This is a genomic window from Longimicrobium sp. (assembly GCF_035474595.1).
GTDB lineage: Bacteria > Gemmatimonadota > Gemmatimonadetes > Longimicrobiales > Longimicrobiaceae > Longimicrobium.
This window is the reverse complement of the sequence record NZ_DATIND010000115.1, coordinates 14,193-34,581: the sequence shown is the minus strand read 5'-3', so window position 1 is coordinate 34,581 and position 20,389 is coordinate 14,193. Positions and strand designations below refer to the sequence as shown.

Annotated in this window: 17 protein-coding genes; 6 read left to right on the top strand and 11 right to left on the bottom strand. The window is 70.8% G+C overall.

All coding sequences use genetic code 11. The features are described from left to right. Window positions 1–40: 40 nt before the first annotated feature. The gene (locus VLK66_RS20730) at window positions 41–1,333 is read right to left on the bottom strand and encodes a pyridoxal phosphate-dependent aminotransferase (RefSeq protein ID WP_325311386.1); all 1,293 of its coding nucleotides are present in this window, start codon (window positions 1,331–1,333) and stop codon (window positions 41–43) included. Window positions 1,334–1,503: 170 nt separating this feature from the next. Here VLK66_RS20730 and VLK66_RS20725 point away from each other — a divergent pair, with 170 nt between their 5' ends. Continuing rightward, window positions 1,504–1,980, top strand: coding sequence for a 23S rRNA (pseudouridine(1915)-N(3))-methyltransferase RlmH (locus tag VLK66_RS20725; protein ID WP_325311385.1), 477 nt, complete (start codon window positions 1,504–1,506; stop codon window positions 1,978–1,980). A gap of 164 nt (window positions 1,981–2,144) precedes the next feature. After that, on the top strand, window positions 2,145–3,788 hold the full coding sequence (gene bshC / locus VLK66_RS20720; RefSeq protein ID WP_325311384.1) for a bacillithiol biosynthesis cysteine-adding enzyme BshC: 1,644 nt from the start codon (window positions 2,145–2,147) through the stop codon (window positions 3,786–3,788). A gap of 14 nt (window positions 3,789–3,802) precedes the next feature. Here bshC and VLK66_RS20715 read toward each other — a convergent pair whose 3' ends face one another. The 5 genes from VLK66_RS20715 to VLK66_RS20695 all read right to left on the bottom strand — a co-directional run bounded on the left by VLK66_RS20715 (window position 3,803) and on the right by VLK66_RS20695 (window position 6,885). Then, on the bottom strand, window positions 3,803–4,339 hold the full coding sequence (locus tag VLK66_RS20715; RefSeq protein ID WP_325311383.1) for a M15 family metallopeptidase: 537 nt from the start codon (window positions 4,337–4,339) through the stop codon (window positions 3,803–3,805). 212 nt (window positions 4,340–4,551) lie between these two features. Continuing rightward, window positions 4,552–5,301, bottom strand: coding sequence for a monofunctional biosynthetic peptidoglycan transglycosylase (gene mtgA / locus VLK66_RS20710; protein WP_325311382.1), 750 nt, complete (start codon window positions 5,299–5,301; stop codon window positions 4,552–4,554). 7 nt (window positions 5,302–5,308) lie between these two features. Further along, entirely contained in the window at window positions 5,309–6,007 is a 699-nt protein-coding gene (locus VLK66_RS20705; RefSeq protein WP_325311381.1) for a hypothetical protein, read from the bottom strand. A gap of 28 nt (window positions 6,008–6,035) precedes the next feature. Continuing rightward, complete coding sequence (locus VLK66_RS20700; RefSeq protein ID WP_325311380.1) at window positions 6,036–6,488, bottom strand: PilZ domain-containing protein; 453 nt, start codon at window positions 6,486–6,488, stop codon at window positions 6,036–6,038. 91 nt (window positions 6,489–6,579) lie between these two features. Then, window positions 6,580–6,885 (bottom strand): WGxxGxxG family protein, encoded by a 306-nt coding sequence (locus VLK66_RS20695; protein WP_325311379.1) that lies wholly within the window; start codon window positions 6,883–6,885, stop codon window positions 6,580–6,582. 209 nt (window positions 6,886–7,094) lie between these two features. On the opposite strand from VLK66_RS20695, the gene VLK66_RS20690 reads away from it, so the two are divergent. Continuing rightward, entirely contained in the window at window positions 7,095–8,312 is a 1,218-nt protein-coding gene (locus VLK66_RS20690) for an AI-2E family transporter (protein WP_325311378.1), read from the top strand. A gap of 312 nt (window positions 8,313–8,624) precedes the next feature. Further along, complete coding sequence (uvrC, locus tag VLK66_RS20685; RefSeq protein WP_325311377.1) at window positions 8,625–10,532, top strand: excinuclease ABC subunit UvrC; 1,908 nt, start codon at window positions 8,625–8,627, stop codon at window positions 10,530–10,532. A 291-nt stretch (window positions 10,533–10,823) separates the two neighbouring features. Here uvrC and VLK66_RS20680 read toward each other — a convergent pair whose 3' ends face one another. The 5 genes from VLK66_RS20680 to VLK66_RS20660 form a co-directional block, all read right to left on the bottom strand. Continuing rightward, entirely contained in the window at window positions 10,824–12,098 is a 1,275-nt protein-coding gene (locus VLK66_RS20680; RefSeq protein WP_325311376.1) for a hypothetical protein, read from the bottom strand. A gap of 432 nt (window positions 12,099–12,530) precedes the next feature. Then, window positions 12,531–13,061, bottom strand: a complete 531-nt coding sequence (locus VLK66_RS20675) for a YdeI/OmpD-associated family protein (RefSeq protein WP_349260524.1) — start codon at window positions 13,059–13,061, stop codon at window positions 12,531–12,533. A 138-nt stretch (window positions 13,062–13,199) separates the two neighbouring features. Next, a complete protein-coding gene (locus tag VLK66_RS20670; RefSeq protein WP_325311374.1) occupies window positions 13,200–13,439 on the bottom strand; it encodes a hypothetical protein in 240 nt (79 codons plus the stop codon). A gap of 45 nt (window positions 13,440–13,484) precedes the next feature. After that, window positions 13,485–16,490 (bottom strand): adenylate/guanylate cyclase domain-containing protein, encoded by a 3,006-nt coding sequence (locus tag VLK66_RS20665; protein WP_325311373.1) that lies wholly within the window; start codon window positions 16,488–16,490, stop codon window positions 13,485–13,487. 203 nt (window positions 16,491–16,693) lie between these two features. Further along, window positions 16,694–17,359, bottom strand: a complete 666-nt coding sequence (locus VLK66_RS20660) for a hypothetical protein (protein WP_325311372.1) — start codon at window positions 17,357–17,359, stop codon at window positions 16,694–16,696. Between the two features lie 634 nt (window positions 17,360–17,993). Here VLK66_RS20660 and VLK66_RS20655 point away from each other — a divergent pair. Then, the gene (locus VLK66_RS20655) at window positions 17,994–18,929 is read left to right on the top strand and encodes a lysyl oxidase family protein (protein WP_325311371.1); all 936 of its coding nucleotides are present in this window, start codon (window positions 17,994–17,996) and stop codon (window positions 18,927–18,929) included. Window positions 18,930–19,045: 116 nt separating this feature from the next. Beyond that, window positions 19,046–19,948: a lysyl oxidase family protein gene (locus tag VLK66_RS20650; protein WP_325311370.1), complete on the top strand. Its 903-nt coding sequence runs from the start codon at window positions 19,046–19,048 to the stop codon at window positions 19,946–19,948. Window positions 19,949–20,389 lie beyond the last annotated feature (441 nt).

Below are 20,389 nucleotides of genomic sequence, written 5' to 3'. Positions count from 1 at the left end.
CCCCGCTTCTCCGCGTGCAACCTGCAGTTCGCGACGTCCGTCAGGCCGCGGCGGCGGAGGCGGTGCCGAAGTGCAGCGCGGCGAGGGCGCTCTCCAGCCGCTGCAGCATCGGGGCAATCTCGCCGCGCGAGACGGCGCCGACGGAGAGCCGGAACCAGCCGCTCTCGTCGGGGAGCCCGAACGCCTGGAAGGGGACGATGGCCATCCCCGCGGCCCCCAGGAGGTAGTGGCGGATGTCGTCGTTGGTGCGCAGCGTCTGTCCCTCGGGCGTCGCGGCGCCGTGCAGCTCGAAGCGCGCGCTCAGGTAGATGGCGCCCATCGGCATCACCGCCTCGACCGGGAAGCCGCGGCCGCGCAGCGCCAGCAGCCCCTCGTAGATCGCCTCCAGCCGCGCGAACACCTCGGAGAGCATGGTGTCGTGGTACGATTCGATTGCCGCGCGGTCCCCCAGCAGCCGCGCGACGGCGATCTGCTCGGCGCGCGGGGCCCACGCGCCCACGTGGCCCACCAGGCTGGCCATCCGCTTCACCAGGTCGGCCGGCCCCACGATCCACCCCACGCGCACGCCGGTGGAGGCGAACGACTTGGAGATGCCGTCGATGAAGATGGTGTAATCCCGCATCTCCGGACGCAGCGACACCGGGTTCACGTGCTCGGTCGCCCCGAAGGTCAGCATCCAGTAGACGGAATCGTACAGCAGGTACAGCGGCCGCTCGTCCGGGCCGCGGCGGGCGTTCTCCTCCAGCACCAGGTCGCAGATCTCCCCCAGCTGCCCGGCGGTGAACGCGGTGCCCGACGGGTTCAGCGGCGAGTTCAGCACCAGCATCCGCGCGCCGCGCACCGCCTCTTCCAGCGCCGCGCGCGTGGGAAGGAACGCGTCGCCGGCGTGGCAGAAGACGGGGATCCCGTGCGCGCCCGAGAGGTGCACGTAGTGGTTGTTGTTCCACGACGGGACCGGGTAGACCACGGTGTCGCCCGGGTCGATCACGGTGAGATACGAGGCATAAAGCCCCGGCCGCGAGCCGCCGGTGACCAGGATGGAGTCGATGCCGTAGTCCAGCCCCAGCCAGTCGCGGTAGAAGTCGCCCACGGCCTTGCGCAGCTGCGCCACCCCGTCCGACGGCGGATAGTTCGTCTCCCCGGCGCGCAGCGCGTCGACGATCCCGTCCACCAGCTCCTTCGGGGCGGGGAACTCGGCCGGCGCGAAGTCGCCCACGGTCAGGTTGCACACCTCCGCGCCCTGCGCGAGCATCGCGCGGACGTCGGCCGCGATCCGCAGGATCTCCGAGCCGATCAGCCCGTCGGCCATCGCCGACACACGCGGGTCCCGCATCGTGCCTCCTGAACGTGCAGTGTGGAAGGTTCCGCCGGGTCGTGGAACGGGGGGAAGATAGAGGGAGACGGGCCGCCTCGCGAGTCGCCCTCCTTGCATCGCGGGGGGATGCGAACGAGGTTGGCCGCTCCCGGCCGAATCCTCGTCTCCCCATCCTCCGACGTCGATCGATGAAGCTGCTGCTGCTGGCCGTCGGCCGTCCGCGCGGAGAGGCGGCGGACCTCATCGCCGAGTACGAGTCGCGCGCCAGGCGGTACTTTCCGCTGGACGTGGGCGAGGTGAAGGAGGAGGCCTTCCGCCGCGCGGGCGACGCGGCGCGCGTGCGCGACGAGGAGGGGAAGCGGCTGCTGGCGCGCGTTCCCGCCGGGGTGGAGATCGTGGCGCTGCACGAGACGGGAAAGCCGTGGACGTCGCAGCAGCTGGCCGACTGGCTGAACGAGCTGGGGGTGCGGGGGAGCCCCGGCGCGGCGTTCGTCGTCGGCGGGGCGTACGGGCTGTCGGACGAGATCCTGGCCCGCGCCCGCCACCGGCTCTCGCTCTCGGCCATGACGCTGCCGCACGAGATCGCGCGCCTGGTCCTCGCCGAGCAGCTCTACCGCGCCGGCACCATCCTTCGCGGCGAGCCGTACCACAAGGGGCGGGACTGACACGGCTTGGTCTCACGCGATGCCGGGGACGCGCACGGAAAGCGGGACCGGTTGCCCGCCGCCGTCCGAGTCTGTAACCTATCTCGTTACGAAATGCATCGAACGAATGCGCGAGCGGATGTTGCGGGTGGAGAACGGATGAGGATGACGACCATGGATTGCGGATGCGGCCTCCCGCGGCGGAGGGCACGCTGAGCCTGCACCTGCACGTCGCGCAGATCCGCGGCAACCGGCTGGTGGACGATTTCCTGGCCGGCGTCCCGCGGGCCGCCGCCTTCTACGAGGGCAACCCCCGCGACCTGTCCGCCTGGCGCGCCAAGCTGGCCGAGGTGCGGGCCCGCTTCGGCCGCGCCGAGCGCGAGCACGCCGCCGCCGCGCTGGCGCCGACCTCCGCGCGCGCCGCCGGGCGCCTCCGCCGCTTCGTCGAGGAAGGCGGGGCGATGGTGACCACCGGGCAGCAGGCCGGCCTCTTCACCGGCCCGCTCTACACCGTCCACAAGATCCTCTCCGCCGTGCGCCTGGCCGAGGCGCTGGAGCGTGCGCTCGGCGTGGTCGTTCTCCCCGTCTTCTGGGCGGCGTCGGAAGACCACGACTTCGCCGAGGTGAACCACGCCTTCGCGGTCGATGCCGCGGGCGAGCTGCGCCGCGTGGCCGTGGCCGCCACGGCGCCCGTGGCCGTGCCGATGAGCGAGATGCGGCTGGGCGCGGACGTCGAAGCAAGGTTGGACGAGTTCGCCGATGTCGTTTCGGGAGATGGAGATGCGTCGCCCTGGCTCGCGCAGCTTCGAGGCGCGTACCGCCCCGGCGCCACCATCGGCGCGGCGTTCCGGGACGCGATCGCGTCGCTCTTCGCCGATTTCGATCTCTTCGTCACCGACGCGGCCGATCCGGCGCTGAAGGCGGCCTCCGCGCACGTGCTGCTGGCCGAGCTGGAGCACGCCGCCGAGCACGAGCGGCTGGTCGCCGAGCAGACGGCGGCGCTCGCGGCGGCCGGCTACCCCTCGCAGGTCACGCTGGTGGAGGAGGCGACGAACGTCTTCTGGCACGGTCCCGCCGGGCGCGAGCGGCTGTACCGCGAGGGCGGGGGATTCGTGGCGAAGGACGCGCGGCGGCACTTCTCGCTCGACGACCTGCGCGCCGTCGTGGCCGCCGATCCGCGGGCGCTCAGCCCCAACGTCTTCCTGCGCCCGGTCGTCGAATCTTCCGTCTTCCCCACGCTGTCGTACGTCGGCGGCCCGGCGGAGACGGCGTACTTCGCGCAGGTGCGGCCGCTCTTCGCCGCGTTCGGGATCCGCGCGCCGGTGGTCTTCCCCCGCTTCGGCGCCAGCATCGTCCCCACGGAGATCGCGGAGGCGCGCGAGCGGCTGGCGATCACCGACGACGAGCTGCGCCTTCCCGGGCACGAGCTGTGGGACCGCGTCGCCCGCCGCCACATGCCAGCGGAACTCTGGGCACGGATGGACGCGCTCCGCCGCGCGCTGGTGGAGGGGTGGGGGAGCGTGATCGACGTCGCCGAGGGGATCGACGCCAACCTGCGCGACGCCGTCGGAGGGCGGCGCAACCGCGCGCTGCTGGAGGCGGCGAAGGCGGAGCGCACGGTCATCCGCCACTTCAAGCAGCGCAATCCGCAGATGGAGGCGGACGCGCGCCGCGTGCGCAACCACCTGCGCCCCAACGGCGTGCCGCAGGAGCGCGTGCTCACCGTCTTCCAGTACCTCGCCCGCGACCCCTCGCTCCTCCGCCGCCTGGCCGACGGCATGCACGTGGAGCTCGCCCCCGAAGCCGAGCCGGCGGCGGCGGGGGACTGAGCTTCCGTCTCCGATCAGAGCTCGAGCTTGAGGATCGTCTCCTCGCTCAGCTCAAAGTGCATGCTGTCGACGGAATCTCCCGAGAACTCGGCGCCCCAGTACCATCCGTGCTTGTTGAAGATGGGGAAGAGCGGGAGCATGCCGCGGTGCGTCAGGTGCACCCCCTGATCGACCACGGCCGTTCCGAAGAACAGGTCGATCGTGGTTCCCCAGCTGTGGTTCGACAGCTTGGAGGAATTGTGGTTGCGATGCCGCACGCACCACATCCCTGCCGTCTTCACGGCCTTGAACACGTCGGGGTGTTTCGTCTGCACCTCGGCGAAGATCTGCTTCAGCGACTCGACCGCGAACACCAGCCCGGTGACCTTGAACGGCCCCACGTTCGCGGTGACCAGCCGCGGCTTCATGGCGGCCGACGCGGGGCCGCACCCCGGCTTCGGCGTTCCCGGCGAGCCGAACTTCTTCAGCATCGTGGCTTCGGTGGCCGAGCTAAGGTTGGTGTTCATCAGGTCCTTGGGTGGGATCGGCACCTTGTCGCTGAGCTTGCTCATCAGAATCTCCTCGTGCGCGGGATGGAGAGGAAGAGCGGAAGCGGGAGATTCCGCGTTGGGTGCGGAATCTCCTGCATGATCAGATAGAGGGACGGCGAGCGGGATTTTGATCGCGCCCGCGGGCCGGACATCTCCGGGGCGGCGAAGGTGGGTCAGAGCTGGATTGAGTCACGCGCGCCGCACGGCGATGCGCCGCGCGTCCGGAGCGCGCACTACCATCCCCGCGCCCGCATCCGCTCCAGGATCTGCTGGCGGTAGGCGGGAGTGTTGCCGGTGGTGCGCTGGTGCGGGTTGGGGAGGAGCGCCGCCAGCCCGGCCGACTGCGTCCGCGACAGCTCCCGCGCGCCCACGTGATAGTGATGCCGCGCGGCCGCCTCGGCGCCGAAGACGCCGTCTCCCCACTCCACGTGGTTCAGGTACAGCTCCAGTATCCGGCGCTTCCCCAGGATCAGCTCGGCCGCGGGCGTGAGCGCCAGGTCGTACACCTTGCGGAGCGGATTGCGGCAGGCGCAGCCGAACAGGTTCTTCATCAGCTGCTGGGTGATGGTCGACGCGCCGCGCACCCGCCCGCCCCCGGTGGCGTCGCGGCGGGCCCGGCGCATCTCCACCCAGTCGAAGCCGTGGTGCGTCCAGAAGCGCCCGTCTTCCGCGGCGACCACGGCGCGCGGCAGGTGCGGCGAGATCTCGGCGAGGGGACGGTATTCGCGGCGTTCGGCAAGGTCCCGCCCTCCCGCCCACGCCTCGAGCCGGCGCTGGAGCCCGACCCCGGTGGCGGGCGGCGGAACGAAGCGGTAGACCACCAGCAGCAGCAGGCAGAGCACGTAGTACCCGGCCAGCACCTTCCCCACCCAGAACGCCAGCCTGACCGCGAGGCGCCGGCGGCGCGGCCGCGGCTCGGCCGGCTCGTACGGCAGCGTCGCGTCGTCGCCCGGCTCGATCGGCGGAGGCCGGCGGAACCTCATCGCGGCGTCAGAACTCGACGGTGAGCATCACGCGCCCCTGGCGGTGGTCCGCGGTGCACCCCAGGCAGAGGGGGAGGCCGAACCCCGCCTCGAGCTGGTGGAGCGGGTGGACGAACACGCCGGGGACCAGGTACTCGTGCTCGGACGCCGACCACGCGAGCTCCAGCGTCGGCGTCACCTTGTTCCGGTCGAGCAGCGCCGCGACGCCGCCGGAGAAGCCGTCGCCCGGCGAGCGCAGGTCGGTGGCGACGCTCGCGTGCACCTGCACCGGGCCCCACTGCCGCGCCGCGACCACCTCCGGCTCCCACGACGGCGCCTCGTCCGGCGACAGGTCGATCTCCAGCCCCGCGGAGACGGCGACGGGGCTCTGGCCGGGGATCACGGCGTACAGCACGCCCAGGTCCCACGCGCTTTCCTCGTCATCCCCATTCCCTTCCACAGCGGGGGTGACGAGGGAGAGCTGGAGCCGGTCGGTCACGCCGTACTCGCCCAGCAGCCGCGTGTTCGTCTCGTCCTGCAGGCGCGAATGCGCGGTCAGCTGCACCTCGCCCCGGTCCTGCGTGCAGGCCGTCTCCACCATGAACAGCTCCTGCGCCAGCTGCGGCAGCGGCCGTGGCGGACCCGCCTCCTGTCCCGCGGCGGCACGGGGGATGGAGAGCGCGGCCGACGCCGCGAGCAGCAGGAGATGCACCGACTTCGGTCGCACGGATGGGATCTCCGTTCCTCTTTGAGGATCAGGCGTCGGGGAAGCGGCCGGCGTAACGGCCGATCCACTCCGCCGCGGCCTCGGGCGAGGTGAGGACGCGGCCTTCGCGCTCCTCGATTTCGCGGCGGTACTGCTCGATCGAGCAGACCTGCTCCACCATCCGCGCGCGGAAGGCGTCGTTGGCGCTCAGGAACTGCACGCCGATGCAGTGGCGGTCGCCCTCGCTGGCGCACCACACCACGCGCGCCTCGGCCTCGAACGGCGGATCCACCTCGGCGATGCGGACCTGGATGGTGCTGCCCAGCGGGATCGCCCGGTCGGAGATGAACGAAAGCCCGCCCTTGCTGACGTTGATCCCCTGCTGCGTGCGCGGGGCACCGCCGTCCACCGCGCGCACCTCGATGGGCACGCCGGCGGTGTGGCGGATGAAGCTCCGCCGCGGGTTCGCGCGGAGGTCGCTCGTCTCGGGACCGTGATCCATCCACATACCTTCCTGCAAAACCGATGGACGAGAGGGGAAAACGAGCGGGAGGGCACGCGCCGCGCGTGCCCTCCCGGTCCGGTCGTGCCGATCAGACCCGCGGCGGCGGCGGGTTGGGGTCGACGCGGTCGCGCGGCGGGATGGGGTCGCGCGGCGGGGCCGTGTACGTTTCCCGCGTCTCGTGCACGTGCACGTCCTTCTTCCGCTTGGGCAGCAGGCCCAGAAGGCCCAGCAGGCCGAGCAGCCCCCACGGGAAGTCGTGGTCCTCGTCCTCGTGCTGCACCGTCTGGGTCACCGTCGTGTCGGTCTGCGCCCGGAGCGCGTGCGGAGACAGCACCGCCATCCCCAGCGCCATCACTCCGGCCTGCCACCACCTGGAACGGGCTCGCTGACGCATCGATCCTCCAAGGTGCAAGAAAACAGGAAGCCGTGGCGGCGCGCGAATGCACGGAACGTGCCCCCTGTGCGGATTGCGCCCGATCGGGCTGCCGGAGACGCGCATCGGAGCGGCGCGGAGGCCGGCCCATCGCCCTCTCGCGGCGCGGGGCGCAACTCCTGCACAGGGTTCGGTGAAGGCTGGCCTTTCCATCCCCACCATGGCCCCGCATGAACGAAGACTCTCCGCGCGACAAGTCGGTGCTGACGCCCGACGTGGACCCCACCGCGCAGGCGCGCCCCGTGGAGCCCGACGCCCCGCGCCCGAATCTGGAGCGCACCGGGCGGGCGATCGGCAACCCGCGCACGCGCTCGATCGGCGTCACCACGCTGACGGTGCTGGCGGTGCTCTACACGCTGTACTTCGCGCGCCCCTTCCTGCTTCCCCTGGTGTTCGCGCTCCTGCTCAGCTTCCTGTTCGGGCCGGTGGTGCGGGCGATGGCGCGCCTGCGCATCCCGCCGCCGTTCGGCTCGGGGCTGGTGGTGCTGGCGCTGCTGGGGATCGTGGGGCTGGGCGGGTACGAGCTTTCGGGGCCGGTGCAGAGCTGGGCGGCCAACGCACCGCAGACGCTCTCGGCGGCGCAGGTGAAGCTGCGCAAGCTGCTGCGCCCGCTGGAGCGTGCCAGCCGTACCGCCGAGCAGGTGCAGAGCGCGGCGGGCGCGGTGGGCAACGGCGCGGCGGGCGAGCGGCCGCGCGAGGTGGTGGTCCGGCAGACCAGCCTGATCGCGCGCGTGTTCGGCACCACGCAGCGCTTCGCGGCCAGCGCGCTTGAGGTCATCATCCTCCTGTACTTCCTGCTGGCCGGCGGCGACCTGTTCCTGCAGAAGCTGGTGAAGGTGCTGCCGACGACGGGCGAGAAGCGCAAGGCGGTGGAGATCGCGCGGATGATCGAATCGTCCGTCAGCACCTACCTGCTGACGGTGGCGGTGGTGAACGTGATCGAGGGCGCCGTGGTGGCCGTGGCGATGTGGCTGCTGGGGATGCCGAGCCCCATCCTGTGGGGCGCGCTGGTGGCCTTCTTCGAGTTCATGCCGTACCTGGGCGCGCTGACGATGGTGCTGATCCTGGGCGTGACCGCCATCACCGTGTTCGACAGCGTGGGGCGCGCGCTGCTGGTGCCGGCGGTGTTCCTGATCATCAACGTGGTGCAGGCCAACTTCGTGAGTCCCATCTTCGTGGGCCACCGCCTGGCGCTGAACCCCGTCGCCCTGCTGGTGGGCCTCACCTTCTTCTTCTGGATCTGGGGGATTCCGGGCGCTTTCATCGCCGTCCCCATCCTGGCCACCTTCAAGATCTTCTGCGACCACATCGCCTCGCTCGCGGCCGTCGGCGAGTTCCTGGGGATGCGCGACGAGGACGAGCGGCGGTCGACGGTGCGGGGGATCTGACTCCCCGGAGCAGCTCTATGCGGCTCCCGGGGTTGGAAACCCCGGGCAACAACAGCACAAAGTCCCTGCGGGACTGCTATCCGGCATCCAGCCCTGAAGGCAGCACGGGTGTGAGACAGCCTGTCCTGCAACAGCGGCTGCCCTTGCGGTAGGATGCCGCGGCCGCAGTCCCGCAGGGACTTTGTGCGGTTGTTGCCCCCGAATTCCATTCGGGGCCGGCCGGGCACCGTGGCCGGGAAATTCCGCGACCCCGCACCCCTCTCCGGTGTATCAGCCCTCTCGCGAAACCCGATCGTCCGGTCCTTGAGCCCGATGCCGCAGAACTCCACGCTGGAAAGCAAGCTCCGCCACCTTCCCACCCGCCCCGGCGTGTACCTGATGAAGGACGCGTCCGGCGAGGTTATCTACGTGGGCAAGGCCAAGTCGCTGCGCAGCCGCGTGCGCAGCTACTTCGCCGCGGGCGCGCAGCACGGGCTAAAGACGCAGGAGCTGGTGCGGCGCATCGCCGACGTGGACACCATCGTGGTGAACACCGAGGCCGAGGCGCTCATCCTCGAGAACAACCTGATCAAGGAGAACCGCCCCCGCTTCAACATCAACCTCAAGGACGACAAGACCTATCCGTACATCAAGGTCACCGTCCACGAGCGCTTCCCGCGCGTGTGGGTCACGCGCCGGCTGGTGAAGGACGGGAGCCGCTACTTCGGCCCGTACACCGACGTGCGCCGCATGCGGCAGTCGCTGGAGCTGGTGAAGAAGCTGTACACCGTGCGCTCGTGCCACTACGACCTGCCGAAAGAAGTGCCCGCGCGGCCGTGCCTGGACTACCACATCGGCCGCTGCAAGGCGCCGTGCGTGGCCTTCCAGCCGGAAGAGGACTACCGCGGGATGGTCGACGAGATCGTGGAGGTGCTGAACGGGCACACCCGCATCGTGGCCGACCGGCTGAAGCGGGAGATGCAGGCCGCGGCGGTGGAGATGAACTTCGAGCGCGCCGCCGAGCTGCGCGACGCCATCGGCCAGCTGGACGCGCTGGAGCGGCGCCAGCGCGTGGTGGACGTCTCCGGCAGCGACCGCGACGTGGTGGGCTTCGCGCGCGACGGCGCCGAGGCGTGCGGCGTGGTCCTGCTCATCCGCGAGGGAAAGCTGCTGGGGCGCGAGGTGTCGTTCCTCACCAACGCGGCCGACGACAGCGACGAGAGCGCGTTCAACGCCTTCGTCACCCGGCACTACACCGAGCGCGCCATCCGCGACGACGAATCCATCCCCCCCGAGGTCTTCTTTCCCGAGGACTTCGCCGACCGCGGCGTGCTGCAGGAGCTGCTGCGCGAGCACGCCCGGCGCGCGGTGCGGCTGCACGTGCCCCAGCGCGGCGAGAAGGCGCAGCTGGTGACGCTGGCCGAGCAGAACGCGCGGCACCTGCTGGAAGAGCGCAAGCTGGTCTCGCAGGCCACCGCCGGGCGCGCGCCGGACGCGCTGTACGAGCTGCAGGAGGTGCTGGAGCTGGAGAGCGTGCCGCGCACCATCCTCTGCTTCGACATCTCGCACACGCAGGGGACCGAGGTGGTGGCATCGGGCGTGTTCTTCGAGAACGGCGAGCCGAACAAGGGCGAGTACAAGAAGTTCCGCATCCGCGGCGAGTGGGGGAACGACGACTTCGCCTCGATGCACGAGGTGGTGACGCGCTGGTTCCGCCGCCGCGTGGAGGAGGGGAAGCCGCTCCCCGACCTGGTGATGATCGACGGCGGGAAGGGGCAGCTTTCGGCGGCGGTGAAGGCGCTGAACGAGATCGAGATCCCCCAGCAGCCCATCATCTCGCTGGCCAAGCGCGAGGAGGAGGTGTTCCTCCCCGGGCGGAGCGACTCGATCCGGCTGCCGAAGCGGAGCCCGGCGCTGCGCCTGCTGCAGCGCGTGCGCGACGAGGCGCACCGCTTCGCCATCACCTACAACCGCAAGCTCAGGACGAAGCGCACGATCCGCTCGGAGCTGTCGGCGATCCCCGGCGTGGGCCCGGCGCGGCAGCGGGCGCTGCTGGACCGCTTCGGCTCGATGCGGGCCGTGGCGGCGGCCAGCGAGGCGGAGGTGGCGGCGCTCCCCGGCTTCGGCGCGGCGCTCGCGAGGAAGGTGCTCGCCCACGTCCGCGGCGAGGCGCCGGCGGAGGCATCGGCCGCGCCGCCGCAGCCCGGTGGCGCGTCGGGCGGCGGCGTGGCGATGGGGTGAGGCTCTATCTCCATGACCCGGGGTTGAAAACCCCGGGCAACAACAGCACAAAGTCCCTGCGGGACTGCTCCCAGGCATCCAGCCTGAAGGCGCCCATGGTGTCAGGCCGACTGCCTCACACCAGAATTGCCCGAGGCACGGAGAGCGAGGGGGCAGTCCCGGAGGGACTTCGTGCGGTTGTTGCCCCCGAATTCCATTCGGGGTAAGCGGCAGAAGCGAAGAAGCAGAGGAGGATCGCTCCCCCTCTGCTTCTCCGTTTTCTGCGTCCTCCTGCGGTGATTCAGGAACCGCTCAGCACCCCGAGCGGCACAGGTTGTCCAGCGCGCCCAGGTCCGCCTCGATCCCGCCCAGGCGGCTGGAGTAGGTGGTGGAGAAGTCGCTTCCCGGGCCGCCCCACATCACGCCGTGGAGCTGCACGTCGTTGTCGGTGATCCACACGTACACGGGCGAGCCGCTGTCGCCGCCCTCCGACCACACCTTCGAGATGTCCTGGCAGCGCAGCACGCCGATGGTCACGCACGAGTTGGTGACCAGCCCGTACGTGGAGCCGCTGGTGCGGCCCGTCTTGTCCAGGTAGCTGTTCACCGGCAGCGAGCCGGTGTAGCGGGCCACGATGTCGAACTCGCCGATGATGGTGGTGCCGGCGTTGGCGCCCGTGGCCCAGTTGGTCCGGTAGATCCCGCCGCGGCTGATGGGGCGCGACCCGTTGTTGCTGATGTACGCGGCGTCGGCCTGGCGGCACGAGGTGCCCGTCCCGGCGCACGCCCACATCCCGCGGTCGGCGATCTCGTTGCCGATCTGGTTGCCGGACGCGATCAGGTTCTGGTACTCCGCGATCCCGTCGCTCACGTACTGCGTGCCCGTGCAGTGCGAGTTGGTGACGAAGATGTTCGCCTGCGTGGACACGCGGCGGGCGTTGAAGCCCAGCGTGCACAGGTACTGGCTGAACGCGATCTGGATGCCGCCGCCCAGCACCGACTGCCGGTCGCGCAGCGAGGCGCGCGCCTGCGGCTTCTGCTGCGTCTGCGTGGCCACCGCGTTCGCCGGAATGCCCAGGCGGGCGGCCTCGGCGCGGACGGCGCCGGTGGCGGTGGCGTCGGCCACGCCCAGGAGCACGCGGTTGTTCACCTCATCCACGTCCACCAGGTACACGTCGCCGCGCTGCTGCATGAGCGGGGTGAGCTGCTCGGCCCAGCCCTTCAGCTGCGCGAAGTCGTACTCCGCGCTCACGAACACCGGCTGCTGCCGGGCCATGGCCAGGCGGCCGCGGTGCGCGGCGGCGATCTGCTGGGCCAGGTAGCGCTGCGCGGCGCCGCGCTGCGTCTGGTCCTTCAGGCGGATCACCGGCGTGCCGTCGGTCTGCAGGTAGAACCCGGCGAAGCCGGGAACCTCGGCCCGCGACACGCGCGCGAACTCGTCGTCGGGGGTGCGCAGGGCTCCCTGCGGCGCCGCGTTGTTCAGCGACGGGGCTCCCGGCTGGGGCCCGACCGGCTGGTCGGAGTTGTCGCAGGCGGCGGTGAACAGCAGGGCGAGAACCGCGGTGGGAATCGATCTCGTGCTCCTCATGTGTCCCCCATAGGTGAGTGATGGGCGGTGGCAGCCGCCCGGCTGCCGATTCAATTATGTACCGGAATTGTGAGTCGCGCAATCGTTTCGGGATGGTCGTTTTAAAATTCCGGGAATCTGGAGAGGGTGGACACCGCTACGCTCGATCGAACCACGGGAAAGAGTCCGGCGCGCCAAACAAATCGCGCGGGCGATGATTAGTTTTGCAAGGTACTGTGCGGAATATCGTTACGCTAATCTTGGTGCTGACCGGGGACGCATCGAACGGATCCGGGCTGAAACGCATTTCGGTAGCACGTTGCGATCACGCCTCGTGAGGCCCCGTAAAACAGATGGATTCGGAGAGGTTGCCGAAGATCATCCACACCTCGTAAGAATTCGTAAGGAGCGTATTTCTCCCCACGACGTCCTCCGCGTCCACGGGTGAATCCTTCACGGCTTCGGGTTGCGGTCGAGCTGGGGGATGGGGCGATGGTTCGCGGAATGCTCGATCAGCGCGGCCAGGCGCTTCCGGCGCGTCTCCTCCTTCTTCGCGCTGGCGACCCACCAGCTGGCCGTCTTCCGGTACCACGGCGGCTGCGACCGCCAGAACTCCCACGCCTTCGCGTTCGCGCGCAGCTCGCCCGCGTACGGCTCGGCCAGGTCGTCGTGGCGCTGCTCGTAGGCGTAGATGGCGGTCTTGTCGGCCGAGCGCGCCTCGAACGCCTTCAGGCCGGCGGGGCGCATCCGCCCTTCCGCGATCAGCTCGGCGGCGCGGCGGACGTTCACCGCGCTCCAGGTGCTGCGCGCCTTGCGCGGGGTGAAGCGGATGGTGTAGGCCTCGCCGCCCAGCGAGCGCCGCACGCCGTCGATCCACCCGAACGACAGCGCCTCGTCCACCGACTCGGGCCAGGTGAGGCTGGGCTTCCCCGTCCCCTTCTTCCAGAACCCCACCAGCAGCTCGGCCGCGTCCTGGTGATGCATCTCCAGCCACGCGCGGAACTCTTCCGGCGTGGCGAAGAAGACGGGCTCCGGCGCCTGCGAGGGCGCCGGAGCTTTCGCATTCGGTCGATTCACATCAGTTCGCGTTCGTGCGCGGGGCGTCGCCAACCCACGCGGGTATCAGCCGGGCTTCTTGATGCAGTACATGATCCGGCCGCTGGCCTGGCGCTCGAACCCGACGAGTTCCCATCCCTCCTGCCCTGCTCTGGTAAGGCTAATTCCGAGTTCGATGCTGCTCTTCTCAGCGCAGTAGTGCTGCCACCGTCGGACCTGCGGCGGCGGATCCGAAGAGGACCACCCGGCCACGGCGACGACTGCGAGCGCGAGCAACGCGGCGCGGATTGCGGTTCTCTCGGACATGTTCGACCTCTCGACGGAGTGTGGGCATCATCCCTCCGAGTTGACTCAGAATGTCCAACTCCATTGGATGGACACCAGGTCGTCGCTCCCCGCCGGCGGCGCGTCGGTCGAGTTGAGCAGGTACTCGGCGCGGACCTCGGTGGTGCGGCCCAGGCGGTAGCCGGCGGCCAGCTGCAGGCGGTCGATGGGGTAGTCCCACATCACCTCGCCGCCCGAGCCGTTGGAGATGCGGTCGAAGCGGATGCCGCTGTAGCGCGCGGCGGCGAACAGGCCCGGCGTCACCTTCACCCGCGCCTCGCCGTAGAACGAGACGTCGCGCGGGTAGTCGGCCACGTTCGGCACGTCCCACCGGTCCAGCAGCAGCTCGCCCTTCGCCGCCACCGGCCCGCGCGCGAACGCCGCCTCGAACCCCCAGATCTCCTGGAAGTAGTCGCGCACCGACGTTCCCGACGGGAGCGGCGCGTTGGTCAGCTCGTCCTGCAGGAAGCTGCCGCGGTTCCACGACGCGCCGATCCTGAGCTCCGGCACCACCTGCACGCTGGCGTGCGCCACCCACGACGGCCCGTGCTCGCCCGCGCCCAGGCGGTTCCACTCGCGGGGCTCGCTGGAGGGCGCGCTGTTCATCACCGCCGCACGGAACCCCACGGCCTTCCACGCGCCGCTCACCATGGCCCCCAGCTGGTACGGCGCGTTCCACACCACCGGCGCGCCGGTGGCGCGGAACTCCCGCGGGCGGTCCTTCCAGGTGAGGAACCCGGCGGAGCCGAGGGAGACGAAGGTGGGGGAGATGATCGTGCGGTAGTCGTAGGGGAGGGGAGGGCGGATGAACGGCTCTTCGGCGGGCACGGCGGGGCGCTGCGGCCAGCCGCCGAAGGGGGAGACGAACTTTCCCGCCTGCACGCTCACGTTGGCGCCGGCGAGCGGTGTCACCCGCAGGTACGCCTGCTCGATGCGCCCGCGCAGCGGCCGGTCGGCCGGCGCCTCGCCGCGGTCGGCGCGCAGCTCCACCGTGCCGTACACGCGCTCCCCGGCGAACAGGTCCACGAACAGGCTGGCGCGCGGCGCCACGAACGCGTGGGTGGTGGGGATGAGCCACGCGGGAACGTTGCCCGGCACGTAGCCCGCGATCTCCAATCGCCCCGACGGGGTGACCTGGAGGAAGCCGCCCGGCGACGTCCACCCGATCCCCAGCTCCTGCAGCGTCGGCAGCTCCTGCGCGCGCGCGGGCGTCACGGCCAGGCCCATCCCCAGCATCAGCGCGATCGCCGCCGTCGCGGCGGCGGGGAGGGTCGTCGTCGATGAAGCCGCATCGCCGCCCGCCGTCCCCGCGGCGCGGAGGGCGTAGACCTCGAGCGGGGCGGAGATCCCCTTGAAGGCGCGCGGGCCGAGGGGGACGGCGCCGACGGGGGATTTGAGCTCGGCCAGGAAGGGCTGGACCACGAGGATCTCTCCCGGCCCCGCCTGGTCGCAGAGGCGCGAGGCCACGTTCACCGACTCGCCGAGGACGGTGTAGTTCAGGCGGCCGGTGGACCCCATGTTCCCGGCGACCGCGCGGCCGCAGTTGATCCCGATCCCCATCCCCAGCGTGGGCTCGCCGCGGGCGGCGCGGTCGGCGTTCAGCGCCTCGATGCCGGCGCGGATGCGGAGCGCGGCGCGGACCGCGCGGTCGGCGTCGTCGCCGCGCGAGACGGGGGCGCCGAACACGGCCATCACCTCGTCGCCCACGAACTTGTCCACCACGCCGCCCTCGTGGTGGATGGCCTCGGCGGCGCGCTCCATCACCTCGTTCAGCAGGGCGATCACGCGCTGCGGCTCCATCCCCTCGGTCATGGCCGTGAAGCCGCGCACGTCGGCGAACAGGGTGGTCACGCGCCGCGTTTCGCCGCCCAGCGTGATCTCGCCCTTCAGCAGCTCGTCGGCGATCTCGCGCGAGACCACCTTGTCCAGCACGCCGCGGTAGCGCTCCTTCAGCAGCAGGCCGTGCGTCATCTCGTTGAAGGCGTCGGCCAGCGTCCCCAGCTCGTCGCCGGTGGTGGCCTCCACGCGCACGTCGTAGTCGCCCGCGGCCACGCGCTCGGTGGCGGCGACGAGCGCCCGGACGGGGCGCGCGAACTGCCGCGAGAGGAAGAGGCCCACCAGGATGGCCAGCGCCAGCGAGAAGGCGCCGGCCAGCACCTCGGCGCGCTGGATGGTCTCGAAGGGCCCCAGCACGCCGTCGAGCGGGAAGGCCGTCACCCGCCACGCCTGCTGCATCCCCGCGCCGGTGGAGATGCGGTCGGCGGTCAGCACCCAGCGGCGCCCGCCCCAATTCACGCGGCGGGTGCCGCGCGCGCCGGCCATCGCCACCATCTGCGTCGCCATCCCCCCGCGCACCCCGCGCGACGAGGCCACGCACCGCCCGGCGGCCACGAAGCAGACCTCGGCGCCCAGTGCCACCCCCGCGTCGCGCGCCACCGAGTCCGTCACCATCGTCCCCAGCGTGAGCGTGCCCACCAGGTTGTCGAAGAGGGGGAGACGGGTGACGTAGACGGCGAAGAGGCGGCCGTTCAGCAGGTGGTAGCCGAACGCGCCGATGCTGTCGGACGGGAGGAGCCAGGAGACGAGCGGGCCGGGGATGGCGGACGCCGGCCCGGCCAGCATCCGGTCGTTCATCACCGAGGCCACCGGGCGCCCGTCGGCGTCGGTGAAGCCGGCGAGCACGGTGTCGCGCGAGGCGGCGAGCTGGAACTCGTAGCTGGCGGTCTGCGCCAGGATGTCGGTGGACCCGGACTGCAGCGCGTCGTCGAGCGCCGCGCCCAGGCGGTTGCCGCCCACCCATCGCCCCGCCGTGGTCTCCAGCCCCTGCCGCAGCTCGCCCTCCTGCTGCGCGAACACGTTGCGCGACTGCGCCAGCGAGCGCTCCACCGCCACGGCCACCTGGCGGCGCGTCTGCGCGCGCACGCTGAGGATGGTCACCAGCAGCAGCACGCCCACCGACCCCGCCAGCGCGAGCAGCAGCTTCGCGGCGAAGGAGTGGCGGACGCGGTCGAGCCAGGAGGTGCGGCGGGTCACGGGGCGCGGGGATCGGGGTTGGGGATGAATAGGGATAACGGAAGTCCTAAGTCCTAAGTCCTAAGTCCCAAGTCCTGAGTCCCAAGTCCTGAGTCCCAAGTCCTACGTGAAAAGATGAGCGGTCTCGGAGGCGCAGGGGAGGCACATCGCAACCCACTTGGCACTTGGGACTTGGGACTTGGGACTCAGGACTTCTGTTTCTTCTAAAGATTTACTTCCACCCGCGCGACTCCCGCCGCGGGGACCGTCACGTCCACCATCTTCTGGCCGCGGTCGAAGTCCCACACGGCCAGCCTGTACCGCCCCGGCGGCACGCCCTGGATGGTGAAGCGGCCGTCGGGGGAGACCTGGGCGTGGTACGGGTTCTCGACCACCAGGACGGCGGAGCGCATCCACTGGTGGATCTCGCAGTACACCTTCACGATCCCCGGCCGGTCGAAGACCACCGTGCGCGACTCGCCGCGCGGGTAGCGCCCCAGGTCGAAGCGCTTGGTGGAGGAGTAGGAGAAGACGTTGTGGAAGAAGGGGTCGCGGTTGGGGAACTCCACCTGCGTTCCCACCGGCACCACCAGCACCGGCGGCCGGAACGAGGTGTCCTGCTGCGTGAGCCGCGGCCGCTCCGCACGCTCGGGCGCGCCGCCCACGCGCCCCACCAGGAAGGCGACCGGGGGAACGGCGCCCACCTGATGCGCCGCCGCGGCACCCTCGCCCGGGTAGCGGTTGGCGATGCGGCGCGGCGCGGAGGGCGACAGGCGGACGTGGCCCTCGATGGTTCCCGCGGCGGCGAGCTCCGGGCGCGGGCGCGCGGCCAGGATCGCGGGGACGAGCATCGCGGCCGCGAAGAGGGCGGCGGAGCGGGAGCGGAGCACGCGTGTTCTCCGGATGCGTTCGGGAGCGGCGGCGGCCGTGGGATGGCCGCGCTCATGGGGGCGGTTGGGACGTGGACGAATATATCCACGCGCCGGAGCGCCGCCAATGGACTTTTTCTCCGTCCGGCGACGGTGCCGCGGGGATGCGTCGGCACAAAGGACGCGCGACGCTGGAGCGGTGCTGTGGGACGGCGCGGACCCCGTCGCCGGGCCGTCGGAATCGCACGCCGGCAGCCTCCGCGCGCATGGCGCCGTTGCAAGTCGCTTGCGCCGGGCACGGATGTTGTACTATTCTTCACGCCTGCCGCAACGCACCGCCACCGTCCAGCCGTCCCGGACACCGCGTTCGGTTCCCGCGGGTAAACACCTGTATTGCCGAGATTCCCGCCCGGCAACACCGTACAAAAGCTTGCATCACCCGGTTTCGCCGTGCCCGCGACCGCCGCTTTCCCCTTGCTCGCGGCCGCCGCGAGACCGCCCCACGCCCAACCCGTTTAGCGACGAACTTCCATCGCACGCCCCGCCGGCGGCTGCACCATTCCGCCCCGGCTGCACCGCTTTGCACCGCGCCCGGATACGCCGGAGCGCGCCCCCGGGGTACCCACCCCACCCATCCCCACCACGGAGGACGTACATGCAGGTGAAGACGGCAGCCAGGATTGGAATCGCGGCCGCGGCCGCGGCGGTCGTGTTCGCGGCGTGCGAGCGCGCGTCGCAGCAGATCACCGCGCCGGCGGCGCCCGCCGCGCCCCGCCACGCGGCGGTGCAGGACCTGGACGGCACCCCCGACCTGGTCGTGAACACGAACGTGCTGGCCAGTTCGTGGAACGTGCGCGAGGAAGACTTCGTCGCGGGCCAGTGCAGCGTGGAGGAGGGGAACATCCCCACCGGCACGCACCGCTCGCTGCGCTTTTCGGTGCTGATCGAGAACTGGGGCGACGCCGACCTGTACGTGGGCGACCCGCTGAAGCACATGGACCCCAACGGCGACGGCAACTTCTCCGACCAGGACGGCCTGTTCGAGTTCGCCAGCTGCCACAAGCACTTCCACTTCCGCAACTACGCCAAGTACGAGCTGCTGCGGGTGAACCCCGACGGCTCGCTGGGCACGCCGGTGCAGTCGCGCAAGCGGGGCTTCTGCATGCTCGACACCACGCCCACGGTGACCGACGCGGCCGTGCCCAAGGCCGGCTACTACCAGAACTGCGGCAACCTGACGCTGCACGGCAACCAGGGGATCAGCACCGGCTTCGGCGACGAGTACGTGAAGCAGCTTCCCGGGCAGCTCTTCCTGCTCACCGACCCCAACGAGCCGGTGGGCCCGGGGACGTACCTCATCCGCGTGACCGCCAACCCGCCGTTCGCCCCGGTGAAGGGCCAGGTGTGCCCGGTGACGGATTCGCTGGGCCTGTGCCACATGTTCGCCGAGAAGCGCTACGACAACAACGTGGGCGAGGTCCAGATCGTGATCCCCGACCGCGTGGGCCGCACGGGCTACGGGCCGGGCGCGGGGCAGTACAAGGAGGAGCTGGACGCGGCGCACCACCCCGAGGCTCACGGGAGCCACTGAGCCACCAACCTGACGTACGGGCGGCCGCCGCGGGACCGGCGGCCGCCTGCCGGGCGCACTTCCCGCCCACCCCGGGACCGCTTCGGCTTCCCCGTCCCGACCATCCGGAGGATGCCATGAACGGAAGGAAGATGGTGGCGGCGCTGCTCGCCGCCGCGGCGCTGGCCGCCTGTGAAGGACCCAGGACGGCGCTCACCTCGCCCGCGCCCGGCTCGGTCCGTGCGGGGCGCGCGCAGGACCTGGACGGCATGGCCAACCTGGTCGTCGACGCGGCCAAGCTGGCCAGCAGCTGGGTGATCACCCACGAGAACCTGGCGCCCAACCTGTGCTCGGTGCAGGAGGGCGACGTGCCTCCGGGCGACCACTACCTGCTGCGCTTCACCGTGACCACGCCCAACATCGGCGACGCCGACGTGTTCATCGGCGACCCGCGGGAGCACATCGACCCCAACGGCGACGGCAGCTACGCCGACAGCGACGGGCTGTACGAGTTCGCGGCCTGCCACCACCACTTCCACTTCCGCAACTACGCCAAGTACGAGCTGTTCCCGGTGCGGGCCGACGGCTCGCTGGGCACTGCCATCAAGGCGCGCAAGCGGGGCTTCTGCATGATCGACACGACGCCGTTCAACAACAACAACGGCGGCACCACGCCGTGGGTGTACCGCAACTGCGGCACTCCCGAGTCGGCGGGCTTCCAGGGAATCAGCGTGGGCTACGCCGATACCTATGTGAAGGCGCTGGGCGGGCAGTACTTCGTGCTCGACGACCCGGCCGAGCCGGCGCCGCCGGGCGAGTACATCCTGCGCATCACCGTGAACCCCGGCTTCCCGCAGACGGCGGGCGAGCCCTGCCTGTTCAAGGACACCCACGGGCTCTGCCACAACTTCCCCGAGAGCAGCTACGACGACAACGTCGGCCAGATCCGCCTCACCATCCCCGACCGCACGGGGAAGACCGGCGGCACCATCAAGACGGCCGAGGACGGCATCGACGACGAGAACCGCCCGACGCAGTGATCTTTTCGGCGCGACGCGGGGAGTTCGGCGGCGGCGGGGGCTTCGGCTCCCGCCGCCGACTTGTTGGTGCGAAAGTGCGGGAGTGCGGAGTGCGGGAGTGCGGGAGTGCGGGAGTGCGGGAGTGCGGGAGTGCGGGAGTGATACCGGATCTGGCAATCACCTGTGCATTCCAACCCCCAGAGAGACGTCATGCTGAGTCGTCCCCGCGCTGCGCGCGCCCGGGGGGTTGAAAGGAGATCGGTCGTGAGCGCCAATGCCACGGAATGAGCGGATCAGCCTCGCACAGTTTGCGAGGCTTCCCGTGGTTGTTGCTGCGACTTCTTCAGTCGCCGATGAGGGGGAATCACGGAGGCGCGGCGCATGCGGCATCGCCGCGCGGAGGGATGCGAACGAGCGAAGCCCGCCGGGAATCCGGCGGGCTTCGCTGCCAGGATGATCGGT

Coding starts and splice junctions, on each gene's coding strand:
- VLK66_RS20730 (WP_325311386.1), bottom strand. CDS start 1,333: ATGCGGGACCCGCGTGTGTCGGCGATGGCCGACGGGCTGATCGGCTCG.
- VLK66_RS20725 (WP_325311385.1), top strand. CDS start 1,504: ATGAAGCTGCTGCTGCTGGCCGTCGGCCGTCCGCGCGGAGAGGCGGCG.
- bshC (WP_325311384.1), top strand. CDS start 2,145: ATGCGGCCTCCCGCGGCGGAGGGCACGCTGAGCCTGCACCTGCACGTC.
- VLK66_RS20715 (WP_325311383.1), bottom strand. CDS start 4,339: ATGAGCAAGCTCAGCGACAAGGTGCCGATCCCACCCAAGGACCTGATG.
- mtgA (WP_325311382.1), bottom strand. CDS start 5,301: ATGAGGTTCCGCCGGCCTCCGCCGATCGAGCCGGGCGACGACGCGACG.
- VLK66_RS20700 (WP_325311380.1), bottom strand. CDS start 6,488: ATGGATCACGGTCCCGAGACGAGCGACCTCCGCGCGAACCCGCGGCGG.
- VLK66_RS20695 (WP_325311379.1), bottom strand. CDS start 6,885: ATGCGTCAGCGAGCCCGTTCCAGGTGGTGGCAGGCCGGAGTGATGGCG.
- VLK66_RS20690 (WP_325311378.1), top strand. CDS start 7,095: ATGAACGAAGACTCTCCGCGCGACAAGTCGGTGCTGACGCCCGACGTG.
- uvrC (WP_325311377.1), top strand. CDS start 8,625: ATGCCGCAGAACTCCACGCTGGAAAGCAAGCTCCGCCACCTTCCCACC.
- VLK66_RS20680 (WP_325311376.1), bottom strand. CDS start 12,098: ATGAGGAGCACGAGATCGATTCCCACCGCGGTTCTCGCCCTGCTGTTC.
- VLK66_RS20675 (WP_349260524.1), bottom strand. CDS start 13,061: ATGCATCACCAGGACGCGGCCGAGCTGCTGGTGGGGTTCTGGAAGAAG.
- VLK66_RS20670 (WP_325311374.1), bottom strand. CDS start 13,439: ATGTCCGAGAGAACCGCAATCCGCGCCGCGTTGCTCGCGCTCGCAGTC.
- VLK66_RS20655 (WP_325311371.1), top strand. CDS start 17,994: ATGCAGGTGAAGACGGCAGCCAGGATTGGAATCGCGGCCGCGGCCGCG.
- VLK66_RS20650 (WP_325311370.1), top strand. CDS start 19,046: ATGAACGGAAGGAAGATGGTGGCGGCGCTGCTCGCCGCCGCGGCGCTG.